Origin of the sequence: Streptomyces sp. NPDC059256 (assembly GCF_042753785.1) — a bacterium.
Taxonomy (GTDB): Bacteria; Actinomycetota; Actinomycetes; order Streptomycetales; family Streptomycetaceae; genus Streptomyces.
On sequence record NZ_JBHYZO010000006.1, the window covers coordinates 125,141 to 137,143 of the forward strand.

Genomic DNA, 12,003 nt, shown 5'->3' on the forward strand with positions numbered 1-12,003 from the left:
CCGACTCCACCATCGCCCCTCCCACATCCGACTTCCTTCAGGAGAACCCGCCATGTATCTGACCGCCGAACGGGACGACCGTGTGGTCACCGTGCGACTCGACCGGCCCCGGGTGCGCAACGCGCTGAGCACACCGTTGCTGGACGAACTCCTCGCGGTGCTCCAGCCGCTCGACGACGACCCCGGGATCGGCTGTTTCGTCATCACCGGCTCCGAAGAGGTCTTCGCGGCGGGTGCGGACATCAAGGAAATGGCACACAAGTCAGCGCCCGAGATGATCGCCGAGGACTACTTCGGTCGCTGGGAGCAGTTCACGGCACTGCGCACCCCCAAGATCGCGGCGGTTGCCGGATATGCCCTCGGCGGCGGCTGCGAACTGGCCATGATGTGCGACACCATCATCGCCGCCGACACAGCCGTCTTCGGTCAGCCGGAGATCACGCTGGGTGTCATCCCCGGCATGGGCGGAACCCAGCGGCTCACCCGGTTGGTGGGCAAGGCGAAGGCGATGGATCTGATCCTCACCGGCCGCACCATGGACGCCGCCGAGGCCGAGCGCTCCGGCCTGGTCGCCCGGGTCGTCCCCGCGGACCGACTGGCGGCCGAGGCATCCACGATGGCGCGCACCATCTCCTCCTACAGCACTCTCGCGGCCCGGGCCGCCCGCGACACCGTGGACCGCGCGCTGGAGACCGGGCTCACCGACGGGGTCCGCTACGAACGGCGGTCCTTCCACTCACTGTTCGCCGGAGCCGATCAGAAGGAGGGCATGCTCGCCTTCTTGGAGAAGCGAGCCCCGAACTTCCGACGAGACGGCTGACAGGCCGGGCGCCGCCCCTGGGCGCCCGGCCCACGGCAAGTCACCAGCCGCCCGGGATTCCCCACGGATCCCGGGATTCCGGCATGTGATGCGGTGGCCGGTCCCCTGGAGGACCTGGAGGGCCATGACGGCCATGAGGGCCTGGAGATGGAAGGCCGCCAGGCAGATCGGCGTTCAGCCTCCGCCCGGGCTCACTCCGCCCTTCAGTCGCTCCAGGTCGGATGCCCGGACCTGGATCACCAACAGGGCGATCACGGCGGCCACCGCGGTGAAGATCGCGGCCATCACGAAGGCCGAGGAGATCCCGGAGGCGAGCACCTGGTTCGCCCAGGCCGTCGGGAGTTCGCCGGTCCGTTGGAAGGTCAGACGTTCGGCGGGGGTCGCCTGTTTCAGGAACTGCGGGATGACCTCATCGGCCTTGTTGCGGCTCGCGGTACCGAACACCGTCACCAGGATCGACAGTCCCAGCGAGCCACCGACCTGTTGCATCGCGTTCAGCAGACCGGACGCGGCGCCCGACTCCTCCCGGGAGACCCCGGAGACGGCCATGAGTGTCAGGGACACGAACTGCATGCCCATGCCCAAGCTGAAGATGAGCATCGGTCCGAGCACACTGCCGAGGTACGTGGAGTTCACATCCGTCTGCGTCAGCCAGCCAAGACCCAACGCCGCCAGGATCGCGCCGCTCACCATGAAGGGTTTGGGACCGTACTTCGGCAGCAGTTGGGACGTCACCCCGGCCCCGATCGCGATCACCGCGCTCACGGGCAGAAAGGAGAGGCCCGCCATCAAGGGGCTGAAACCCAGGACGTCCTGGACGAAGAGGGTGAGGAAGAAGAACATGCCGAAGATCGCCGCGGCCAGGCTGAGCATGATGCCGTAGGTGCCGGCGCGGTTGCGGTCCGCGAACATGTGAAGGGGTGTGATCGGTTGCCGCGAGCGCCGCTCCACCAGGATGAAGACGCCGAGAAGGACGACCGCCGCCACGAAGGAGCCGATGGTGAGCGTGTCGCGCCAACCTTCCTGAGCTGCGCGGATGAACCCGTAGACCAGGGCGACCATGCCCAGGGTGGACGTCAGCGCGCCCGCCACGTCGAAGTGTCCCGAGTGGCGCTCGGACTCCGGGATGTAGCGGGGCGTCACCACCAGGATGAGCAGGGCGATCGGCACATTGACGAAGAACACCCAGCGCCAGTCGAGCCACTCGACGAGCATGCCGCCGGCCAACAGCCCGATCGCGCCGCCGCCCGCGGAGACCGCGGCGAAGACGCCGAAGGCCCGGTTCCGTTCCGGCCCCTCGCGGAAGGTCGTGGTGATGAGCGCGAGCGCGGTGGGAGAGGCGATCGCGCCGCCGACTCCCTGGAGCGCTCGCGCGGCGAGGAGTTGCCAGGAGTTCTGGGAGAGGCCACCGAGCAGGGATGCCAAGGCGAAGAGCGCGACGCCGAACATGAAGACGCGCCTTCGGCCCAGGATGTCGCCCACCCGTCCACCGAGCAGCAGCAGGCCGCCGAAGGTGAGCGTGTAGGCGTTGACCACCCAGGCGAGGCTGGTCGTCGAGAAGTCCAGCGCGCTCTGGATGTGCGGGAGCGCGATGTTCACGATGGTGATGTCGAGGACCACCATCAGCTGACAGGAGGCGATGACGAGAAGGGCTATGCCCTGGCCGCCACCCTTCGTCGGGGCGGTGGCCGTAGAGGTGGTCGGTACCGGTCGGGGGGTCGTCATGGCGCATCGTGCCCTCACGGGAGGGTGAGCGGACGGGACCGTCCGCCAATCCACCCATCGACCGTAAGCCCGGCCCCCGGCCCTCACCAGTCGATCAAGATCTGCTGCCCTGGAAGAAGGAATCCGCTGGTGGCAGCCATGTGGGCCACGTTTCGACGATACGACGCGCGGTGATGGGCCCGAGTCGGCAAACTCCGGTGCAGGCGACCGCGGGCCCTACAGTGATCGGGTGGTCGACCAGCACACCCCCCATTCACTGCTCGTCACCTTCTATGCAGCCTACGGACGCGAGGTACCGAGCCCCTTTCCCCTCACCCGACTGCTCAGGCTCCTCGCCGCCCTCCAGGTGGACGGTTCTTCGGTGCGCTCCTCCGTCTCCCGGCTCCAGCAGCGCGGACTCCTCGTCCTCGAAGAGGACACGGAGGGAGCCACGGCACACGCGCTCTCGGTCCAAGCACATCAGCTCCTCGCCGACAGCGACAGCCGCATCTACGACCGGCACACTCCGCGGCTGGCGGACGGCTGGGTGCTCGCGGTCTTCTCCGCCCCCGAGCCGGAACGCCATCATCGCCATCAGATCCGCTCCCAATTGGAGCAGCTCGGCTTCGGATCAGCGGCTTCGGATGTCTGGATCGCCCCGGCTCGGCTGTACGAGGAGACCCGGCACACGTTGCGCCGGCGTCAACTCGACCCGTACGTCGAACTCTTCCGAGGCGAGCATCTGGGGTTCGCCGCGACGGCGGAGGCGGTCGCGAACTGGTGGGATCTGGCTGCGATCGCCAAGCAGCACCAGGCGTTCCTGGACGAACAGGAACCGGTGTTGCGCAAGTGGTCGGCAGGGCAGGTGCCGACGCCGCGGGAAGCGTACCGGGACTATCTGCTGGCCCTGGATTCCTGGCGCCGACTGCCGTACGCGGATCCGGACCTGCCGTTGGAACTGCTCCCCGTCGGCTGGCCGGGAGCACGGTCCGCCGAGGTGTTCGCGGCCCTGCACGAGTTGCTACGGGACGCGGGAGCACTCTTCATCGCGACATGAGACAGCCACCACAGGGGACGGCCACACAGGGGAGACGGTCCACCGAACAACGTACGACTGCGCCCGCCGGAGGGATACGAGCCGGCGGGCGCAGTTGTTCTCCCCCTGTCGGAGGCGCCGGTCAGTGCGCCCCGAGGGTGCGAATTCCTGCTACTTCACTTCCTTGAGGAGGCCGCTCTTCACATTGAAGACGAATCCGCGAACCGCGTCGGTGTGGGGAACGAAGGGGTCCACCTGAATTCGTCGAACCGATTGCCGAACGTCGTCCTCCAGATCAGTGAATGCCTCCGGAGCCCAGTGCGGGCGGATTCCTTCCTCCTTCTCGATCTCGCGCTTGAAATCATCGTCGGTGAAGGTGAGCATTCCGCAGTCGGTGTGGTGGATCAGCATGATCCTCCGAGTGCCCAGCAGCCGTTGGCTGATGACCAGGGAGCGGATGGTGTCCTGAGTGACGACGCCTCCGGCGTTCCGGATCACATGGGCATCGCCGTCCCGAAGCCCCAGCAGCGCGTAGATGTTCAGTCGGGCGTCCATACACGCGACCACGGCGAGCCGACGGGCAGGCGGTAGCGCGAGTGGCCCACCAAAGGATTGCGCGTACGTCTCGTTGTTCACCAGATATTCATCGGTGGCTGACATTTCTTACCTCACCTTACGAGTCCCCCGAGAGCACTTCTCGCCCCCGTCGCCAGGCAGGCTAACGACCAGGAATTCGAACAGGAAAGTTTTCTTCACCCATTACCCACGGTCGAAATCCGAAAGAAATAGTCAGCTTATCGGCGAATGGCTGTGCGAAATTCTTTTTACTTGACGGAGGCGCTCGGGGGTAGGCGTGTGGCGGGGCCGTTGCCGTACCGCGGTTGTGGCAGGGCTCCTGATCGGGAGGGTCACCGACCGGTCGAAGACCCGAGGGGCTTCCTCCTGTGGAAGCCGAGCGACCGCCTCCTGGCCGTCCGGCCAGCCCCTACTGTGACGATCGAGAAACGGATCCCGCTGTGTCCACTGTGTCCGGCCCGACCTCCTGGCGCATCGCCCTGCCGCATACGGCGGCGGCGGTACCGATGGCGCGTGCCCTCATCCGCACGGCGTGGGCTGAGCTCACGGCGACCGCGGACAGCGCCACGGCGGAACTGCTCACGGCGGAGTTGGTGGCGAACGCGGTCGAACACACCCACGTCACCCACCCGATCTCGCTGGTCGTCCAACTCCTGCCCACGGGCTGGCAGGTGGAAGTGCACGACGGCGGACCGATGCTGCCGGGGCAGCCACCGCCTCACGCGGGACGGCCGGTTGCCCCGTGGTGCGAGAACGGCCGTGGGCTACTGCTGGTCAGGGCACTCAGCTCGGATTGCGGACAGCGACCGACGGCGGAGGGCAAGGCCATGTGGTTCACCCTGCGGACCGGTCAGTGAACCGCAGACCCGTCAGTGAAACCGCAGATCGGTCAGTGGAACCGCGGACCAGTCAGTGACCGAGCCAGACCGACCCCTAGGTCCGAGGTGGCCCGATCGCGGTTTCCGGGGCGGGGGCAGGGGCCGCCTCGACCGAGCCGCGGCACTCAGGCCGGCAGCGCCCCCGGGGCTGCGAGGGTGGCCACCAGTACCGCTTTGATCGTGTGCATCCGGTTCTCCGCCTCGTCGAAGACGACCGAATGATCCGATTCGAAGACCTCGTTCGAGACTTCGAGTTCGGTCAGCCCGTAGCGCTCGTGGATCTCCCGGGCGACCGTGGTGTCGAGGTCGTGGAAGGCCGGCAGGCAGTGCAGGAACTTGACGTCGGGGTTGCCGGTGGCGCGCAGTACGTCCATGGTCACGGCGTAGGGACCGAGGGCCTTGATCCGCACGTCCCAGATCTCCTTGGGCTCACCCATGGAGACCCAGACGTCCGTGGCCACGAAGTCCACTCCGTGAGCCCCTTCGGCGATGTCCTCGGTGAGGGTCAGTCGGGCGCCGCTGACCTCGGCGATGGCCCGGGCCCTGGCCACGATCTCCTCGGCCGGCCAGAACGACCGGGGTGCGACGATGCGTACGTCCATGCCGAGCAGGGCGCCGGTGACGAGGTAGGAGTTGCCCATGTTGAACCGGGCATCGCCGAAGTAGGCGAAGGCGATCTCGTCGAGCGGCTTGGAGCAGTGCTCGGTCATCGTCAGCACATCGGCCAGCATCTGGGTGGGGTGCCAGACATCGGTGAGGCCGTTGTAGACGGGCACCCCGGCGAACTCGGCCAGTTGCTCGACCGTGGCCTGTGCGTCGCCGCGGAACTCGATCGCATCGAACATACGGCCAAGAACGCGTGCAGTATCCTTGGCCGACTCCTTGCGTCCGATATGCGAACTCGCTGGATCGATATACGTAGTGGTGGCCCCCTGGTCCGCCGCCGCGACCTCGAAGGCGCAGCGCGTACGCGTCGACGCCTTCTCAAAGATCAGCGCGATGTTCTTCCCGCCGAGGAGTCGCACCTCGGCCCCGGCCCGCTTGGCGGCCTTGAGCCGGGCGGACAGCTCGATCAGACCGCGAAACTCCTCGGCCGTGAAATCCAGCTCCTTGAGGACGTGGCGGCCTTCGAGATGTATCGCCATGGTGGGTACTCCTGCGTCGCGAATGCGGTGACTTTGGAAGTGTATACGAAAGCATGCATTGCTATACAGGTGCGGGGTGGGTCCTGCGCGACATCCGGAAGCACCCGGGGGGCGCAGGCACTGCCGTCGCACGCCCCTGGATGTCACCGCACACGATCACACGGGCGCGCGCTCCACCGGACAGCTCATGCACCGCGGACCACCCCTCCCCCGCCCCAGTTCGCTCCCCGGGATCTCAATGACCTCGATGCCCTGTTTGCGTAGATGGGTATTGGTCGTGACATTGCGCTCGTACGCCACCACCACACCGGGCTCCACCGCCAGGACGTTGCAGCCGTCGTCCCACTGCTCGCGCTCCGCCGAGTGCACGTCCTGGGTCGCGGTCAGCACCCGGATCTGAGTGAGGCCGAGCGCCGCGGCGATGGCGCTGTGCATCTGCTCGGGCGGATGATCGCTCACCTTGAGCCCCTGCGGCCCCTCGGCCGGTTCGATGGTGTACGACCGGAGGTTGCCCAGCCCCGCGTACTGGGTGAACGTATCGCCGTCGACCATGGTCATCACGGTGTCGAGATGCATGAACGCCCGCCGCTTGGGCATGTCGAGCGCCACGATCGTCCGGGCGGAACCCGCCGCGAACAGTCCACGGGCCAACATCTCCACCGCCTGCGGCGTGGTGCGCTCGCTCATCCCGATCAGCACCGCGCCGTTGCCGATGACCAGGACATCACCGCCCTCGATCGTGGACGGATAGTCGTCCTGCCCCTCCGACCAGTGGTGGAAGGCGCCGGCCCGAGAGCCGGTGAAGAGGGGGTGGTACTTGTAGATCGCCTCGAAGTGGACCGTCTCCCGCTGTCTCGCGGGCCATCGCATGGCGTTGATGGAGACCCCGTCGTAGATCCAGGCCGAGGTGTCGCGTGTGAAGAGGTGATTGGGCAGCGGGTCGAGGAGGAAGTCGTCGAGGTCCATCGCGTGGAAGCGCACGGACGTCGGCTCCGGATGGCCGGCGAGGAACTCCCGCTTGGTCATCCCGCCGACCAGCGCCTCCACCAGATCGGCCGTCGGAAGCCCATCGAAAACGGCCCGTAGGTGATCGGTGGCGAGGGGTCCGTACTCCTTCTCGTCGAAGACGCGGTCCAGGACCAGCTTCCTGGGTTCGGGGATCTCCAGCGACTCCCGCAGGAGATCCCCGAAGAGATGGACCTCAACGCCCCGGTCACGCAGTATGTCCGCAAAACCGTCGTGCTCCTGGCGGGCCCGGCGGACCCAGAGCACATCGTCGAAGAGAAGCGCGTCCTTGTTGCTGGGCGTCAGACGCTTCAGCTCCAGGTCCGGGCGGTGCAAAATGACCCGGCGCAGCCGCCCGGCCTCGGAGTCGACTCGAAATCCCATGTCCCCATCCTCACCGCGCGGCGCCCACTTCACTCGGAGAACTGCCGGAACATCCCGGGCGGCACACGGCCCAGCCCTGCCCGGACGAGGCGCAGCAAGCGGGGAAGTTCACCGAAGTGCCTTCCTGGCTCGCTGCGCCCGCGCCGATCACAATCGGGGGTCCACCGGCTCCGACTCCAGGGCGAGCACCGCGAAGACCGCCTCGTGGACGCGCCACAAGGGCTCCGAGTCCGCCAGTCGATCCAGCGCTTCGAGCCCGAGCGCGTACTCGCGCAGCGCGAGGGACCGCTTGTGGTTCAAGAAACGCTGACGCAGCCGCTCAAGCTGGTCGGGGCGGGTGTACTCGGGACCGTAGATGATCCGCAGATACTCCCGGCCACGCACCTTGATGCCCGGCTGGACGAGTCGCCCCTTGCCGTCTCGGGCCAGGGCCTGGAGAGGTTTGACGACCATGCCCTCGCCGCCGCGACCGGTCATCTCCAGCCACCAGTCGACGCCGGCCCGTACGGATTCCTCGTCGCCGGTGGCCACGACCAGGCGTCGAGTGACCTGGAGCAGACCCGTGGAATCGTGCTCCACCAGCCGGTCCAACCAACCCAGTTGGACATCGTGCGGCTCGGTCGCCAGCGAGCGGCCACGCACGGCCAGGATCTGGAAGGGAGCCAGACGCACCCCGTCGAGGCCGTCGGTGGGCCAGCAGTAGCGCCGGTAGGCCGTCGTGAATGCCGCTGCGTCAGCGGCGCGCTCACGTTGCGCGGCGAGCAGTCCCTCGACCCCGATGCCCCGCGCCACCGCCGACTCCAGGACGCTCGTGACGGACGGGAAGACGGCGGCGGACGCGGCGCCGACCGCCGCGTACTGCGAGCGCAGCAGCCCGGACGCCTTCAGCGACCAGGGCATCAGCTCCGCGTCGAGGAGCAGCCAGTCGGTGTCCAACTCCGTCCAGAGGCCGGCCGCCGTGACTGCGGTGCGCAGACGGTCGAGGATCTCCTCGGTGACGGTCTCGTCGTCGAAGAAGGGGCGGCCGGTGCGGGTGTAGATGGTCCCGGTGGGCCCGTCGACCCCGAACCGCTGCCTGGCCGCCTCGGCGTCCCGGCAGACCAGGGCCACGGCGCGCGAACCCATGTGCTTCTCCTCGCACACGACCCGGGCCACACCGTCCGCCCGGTACTGGGCGAACGCCTCCACCGGGTGCTCCAGATAGCCCTCCTCCTTCGAGGTGGCGGTCGGCGCCATCGTCGGCGGCAGATAGGGCAGCAGCCGAGGGTCGACGGCGAAGCGGCTCATCACTTCCAGGGCCGCCGCCGCGTTCTCCTCGCGCACGCTGATCCGGGCGTGGTGGCGCGTCTCCACCACTCGTCGACCCTGGACGTCGGCGAGGTCCAGCGGACGGCCCTCACGGCTGCCCGGGGCATCGGTGAGCAGCGGACGGGCCGGTTCGTACCAGACCTTCTCGGCCGGTACGTCGACGAGCTCGCGCTCGGGCCAGCGCAGGGCGGTCATCTTCCCGCCGAAGACCGCGCCCGTGTCCAGACAGATGGTGTTGTTGATCCAGGACGTGTTGGGGACCGGGGTGTGGCCGTAGACCACAGCGGCGCGTCCGCGGTAGTCCTCCGCCCACGGGTAGCGCACGGGCAGGCCGAACTCGTCGGTCTCGCCCGTCGTGTCCCCGTACAGGGCGTGGGACCGGACCCGGCCGGAGGTGCGGCCGTGGTACTTCTCGGGCAGACCGGCGTGACAGACGACCAGCTTGCCGCCGTCCAGGACGTAGTGGCTGACCAGTCCGTCGATGAACTGCGCCACCTGCTCCCGGAAGGCGGGGTCCGTGCCGTCCTCCCGTTCCAACTGCTCGATGGTCTCGGCGAGACCGTGGGTGTGCTGGACGTTTCTGCCCTTGAGGTAGCGGCCCAGCTTGTTCTCGTGGTTGCCGGGCACGCACAGGGCGTTCCCCGAGCCCACCATGGCCATCACGCGCCGCAGGACACCGGGACTGTCGGGACCCCGGTCGACGAGGTCGCCGACGAAGACCGCGGTACGACCTTCGGGGTGCACGCCGTCGACGTAACCGAGCTTCCCGAGCAGGGTGTCCAACTCGGAGCTGCATCCGTGGACATCTCCGACGATGTCGAACGGGCCGGTGAGATGGCGAAGGTCGTTGTAGCGGCGCTCCAGGACGACCTCGGCCGCCGCCACCTCTTCGACGCTGCGCAGGACGTGGACCTTACGGAAGCCCTCGCGTTCCAGTCCGCGCAGGGAGCGGCGCAGTTCGCGCTGGTGGCGCCGGATGACGCGGGGGTCCATGCCGGCCCGCTCGGGACGCAGCGCATTGCGCTCAACGCAGACCGCTTCCGGCAGGTCGAGGACGATGGCGATGGGCAGTACGTCGTGCTGCCGAGCCAACTGCACCAGTTGGCGACGGCTCTCGGCCTGCACGCTGGTCGCGTCGACGACGGTGAGCCGACCGGCGGCGAGGCGTTTGCCCGCGATGTAGTGGAGCACGTCGAAGGCGTCGCCGCTCGCGCCCTGGTCGTTCTCGTCATCGGCGACCAGACCGCGGCAGAAGTCGGACGAGACGATCTCGGTCGGCTTGAAGTGCCTGCGGGCGAAGGTGGACTTCCCGGAGCCGGTGGCACCGATCAGTACGACGAGGGAGAGGTCGGTGACGGGGAGCTTCCGGTGCGGGAGCGTCCCGTTGCTGTCGGTGGTCGTGGTCATGCGGCCTTCGCCTCCCTCTCGCTGTCGGTGCGCTCGTCGGTGTGCTCGTCGGTGCGTTCGTCAGTACGCCGGCTCCCGTTGGTCTCACGGCCCGGCCGGTGTGCCCGGTCCCTGCCGTGAGGGGTGTTCCCGTCCGGCTGGTCGGCACGGGTGAAGACCGCCATCTGGGTGGGCGGCCCCACCTCGGGGTCATCGGGACCGACCGGAGTGAAGGCGACGTCGTAGCCGTTCCGCTCGGCGGTGCCGAGGGCCCAGGCACGGAACTCGCCGCGCGTCCACTCGAAACGGTGGTCACCGTGACGAACATGGCCCGCTGGCAAGGTCTCCCAACGGACGTTGTACTCGACGTTCGGCGTGGTCACCAGGACGGTCACGGGGCGAGCGGCCCCGAAGACCGCGTACTCCAGGGCGGGCAGCCGAGGGAGGTCGAGGTGTTCGATGACCTCGCTGAGCACGGCTGCGTCATAGCCGGTGAGCCGCTTGTCGGTATAGGTGAGGGAGCCCTGCATCAGTTTGATCCGGGCGGCCTGCCGCTCGCTCATCCGATCCAGTTTCAGACGCCGTTCCGCGATCGTCAGCGCACGTACGGAAACGTCCACTCCGACGATCTCCGTGAAGCGCACATCCTTGTGGAGGGCCTGCACCAACTGCCCCTGGCCGCAGCCGAGGTCGAGGACACGGGTCGCGCCGCAGCCTCGCAACGCCTCCAGGATGGCCTCCCGCCGCTGCTCTGCGAGCGGTACCGGCTTCTCCTCGGTGTCGGTCGATTCGTCCACCGCGTTGTCGACGTCCTCGACCTGGAGATCGTCGGACTCGGCCAGCCGAACCAGTTCGAGGCGCTCCATCGCCTGTCGGGTCAGTCCCCACCGCCGGGAGAGATAACGACTGGTGATCAGCTTCTGCTCGGGGTGATCCGCGAGCCAGCCGTCCCCCGCCCGCAGCAGTTTGTCGACCTCGTCCGGGGATACCCAGTAGTGCTTGGCGTCGTCGAGGACGGGGAGCAGGACATAGAGCTGTCGCAGCGCATCCGCCAGCCGTACTTCGCCCTCCAGGACCAACTGGACATAGCGCGAATCGCCCCACTCGGGGAACTTCTCGTCGAGGGGGATCGGTTGCGACTCCACACTCCAGCCGAGTGGGCGGAACAGCTTGTCCACCAGTTCCGGGCCGCCCCTGGCGGGGAGCGCGGGCACCTCGATGCGCAGTGGCAGGGGTGCCTCGGCCCGCTCGGGACGCGCTGCGCACACACCGCGCAGGGCGCTGCTGAACACTGCGCTCAGGGCGACCGCGAGGAGAGAGGAGGCCGCGTAGGGGCGGTCGTTCACATACTGGGCGAGTGCGGCGTCGGGCGCGCCGCCCCTTCCCTTGCCCTTGCCTCGTCGCACCAGGGCCACCGGATCCACTTCCAGCAGCAGGGCGGCGGTGCACCGCTCGACGGACGCCTCGGGGTAGAAGACGTGCGCCGTGCCGTACGACGTGGAGAACGTCTGCGCCTTGTCCGGATGCTTGTGGAGCAGGAATCCAAGATCGGTGGCGGGACGTTCAGGAGTGCCAGTTGTGCTGATTGTCAGGAACACCCGATCGATTATCGTGCATGCAGCCAGGTCGAGAAAGCGATTTCCCGGTGCCTCACCCAGACGGTGCGAGCCGGCCCGGGCAACCGCCCGCGCATCCGGACCGATGCACGTTCAACCTGTTCGGACACCGCTCGGAGGTGTCTTGGGGGCCGAGCGCCCCACG

9 protein-coding genes are annotated in these 12,003 nt (G+C 67.9%); 3 read left to right on the forward strand and 6 right to left on the reverse strand.

Annotation, left to right across the window (positions count from 1 at the left end; translation table 11 throughout):
* Nucleotides 1–52 precede the first annotated feature (52 nt).
* Nucleotides 53–820, forward strand: coding sequence for an enoyl-CoA hydratase-related protein (locus ACFXJL_RS16410; protein ID WP_358878333.1), 768 nt, complete (start codon nucleotides 53–55; stop codon nucleotides 818–820).
* 174 nt (nucleotides 821–994) lie between these two features.
* Here the strand turns inward: ACFXJL_RS16410 and ACFXJL_RS16415 are convergent, their stop codons facing one another.
* Complete coding sequence (locus tag ACFXJL_RS16415; protein WP_358878332.1) at nucleotides 995–2,545, reverse strand: MFS transporter; 1,551 nt, start codon at nucleotides 2,543–2,545, stop codon at nucleotides 995–997.
* 229 nt (nucleotides 2,546–2,774) lie between these two features.
* Between ACFXJL_RS16415 and ACFXJL_RS16420 the strand changes: the two genes are divergently transcribed.
* Nucleotides 2,775–3,581 carry a PaaX family transcriptional regulator C-terminal domain-containing protein gene (locus tag ACFXJL_RS16420; protein ID WP_384692879.1) on the forward strand — a complete coding sequence of 269 codons (807 nt, stop codon included), beginning with the start codon at nucleotides 2,775–2,777 and terminating at the stop codon, nucleotides 3,579–3,581.
* 150 nt (nucleotides 3,582–3,731) lie between these two features.
* Here the strand turns inward: ACFXJL_RS16420 and ACFXJL_RS16425 are convergent, their stop codons facing one another.
* A complete protein-coding gene (locus ACFXJL_RS16425) occupies nucleotides 3,732–4,220 on the reverse strand; it encodes a beta-class carbonic anhydrase (RefSeq protein WP_384632938.1) in 489 nt (162 codons plus the stop codon).
* A gap of 356 nt (nucleotides 4,221–4,576) precedes the next feature.
* Here ACFXJL_RS16425 and ACFXJL_RS16430 point away from each other — a divergent pair, with 356 nt between their 5' ends.
* Nucleotides 4,577–4,993, forward strand: a complete 417-nt coding sequence (locus tag ACFXJL_RS16430; protein ID WP_384692883.1) for an ATP-binding protein — start codon at nucleotides 4,577–4,579, stop codon at nucleotides 4,991–4,993.
* Between the two features lie 146 nt (nucleotides 4,994–5,139).
* On the opposite strand, the gene argF is transcribed toward ACFXJL_RS16430, so the two are convergent.
* The 4 genes from argF to ACFXJL_RS16450 form a co-directional block, all read right to left on the reverse strand.
* Complete coding sequence (gene argF / locus ACFXJL_RS16435) at nucleotides 5,140–6,159, reverse strand: ornithine carbamoyltransferase (protein WP_384692886.1); 1,020 nt, start codon at nucleotides 6,157–6,159, stop codon at nucleotides 5,140–5,142.
* Nucleotides 6,160–6,315: 156 nt separating this feature from the next.
* On the reverse strand, nucleotides 6,316–7,548 hold the full coding sequence (locus ACFXJL_RS16440) for an arginine deiminase (protein WP_358878327.1): 1,233 nt from the start codon (nucleotides 7,546–7,548) through the stop codon (nucleotides 6,316–6,318).
* A 147-nt stretch (nucleotides 7,549–7,695) separates the two neighbouring features.
* Nucleotides 7,696–10,263: a polynucleotide kinase-phosphatase gene (locus ACFXJL_RS16445; RefSeq protein ID WP_384692890.1), complete on the reverse strand. Its 2,568-nt coding sequence runs from the start codon at nucleotides 10,261–10,263 to the stop codon at nucleotides 7,696–7,698.
* Nucleotides 10,260–11,840: a 3' terminal RNA ribose 2'-O-methyltransferase Hen1 gene (locus tag ACFXJL_RS16450; RefSeq protein WP_384692893.1), complete on the reverse strand. Its 1,581-nt coding sequence runs from the start codon at nucleotides 11,838–11,840 to the stop codon at nucleotides 10,260–10,262. Before ACFXJL_RS16450 ends, ACFXJL_RS16445 begins: the two co-directional genes overlap by 4 nt.
* Nucleotides 11,841–12,003: the final 163 nt, after the last annotated feature.

Coding starts and splice junctions, on each gene's coding strand:
- ACFXJL_RS16410 (WP_358878333.1), top strand. CDS start 53: ATGTATCTGACCGCCGAACGGGACGACCGTGTGGTCACCGTGCGACTC.
- ACFXJL_RS16415 (WP_358878332.1), bottom strand. CDS start 2,545: ATGACGACCCCCCGACCGGTACCGACCACCTCTACGGCCACCGCCCCG.
- ACFXJL_RS16425 (WP_384632938.1), bottom strand. CDS start 4,220: ATGTCAGCCACCGATGAATATCTGGTGAACAACGAGACGTACGCGCAA.
- argF (WP_384692886.1), bottom strand. CDS start 6,159: ATGGCGATACATCTCGAAGGCCGCCACGTCCTCAAGGAGCTGGATTTC.
- ACFXJL_RS16440 (WP_358878327.1), bottom strand. CDS start 7,548: ATGGGATTTCGAGTCGACTCCGAGGCCGGGCGGCTGCGCCGGGTCATT.
- ACFXJL_RS16445 (WP_384692890.1), bottom strand. CDS start 10,263: ATGACCACGACCACCGACAGCAACGGGACGCTCCCGCACCGGAAGCTC.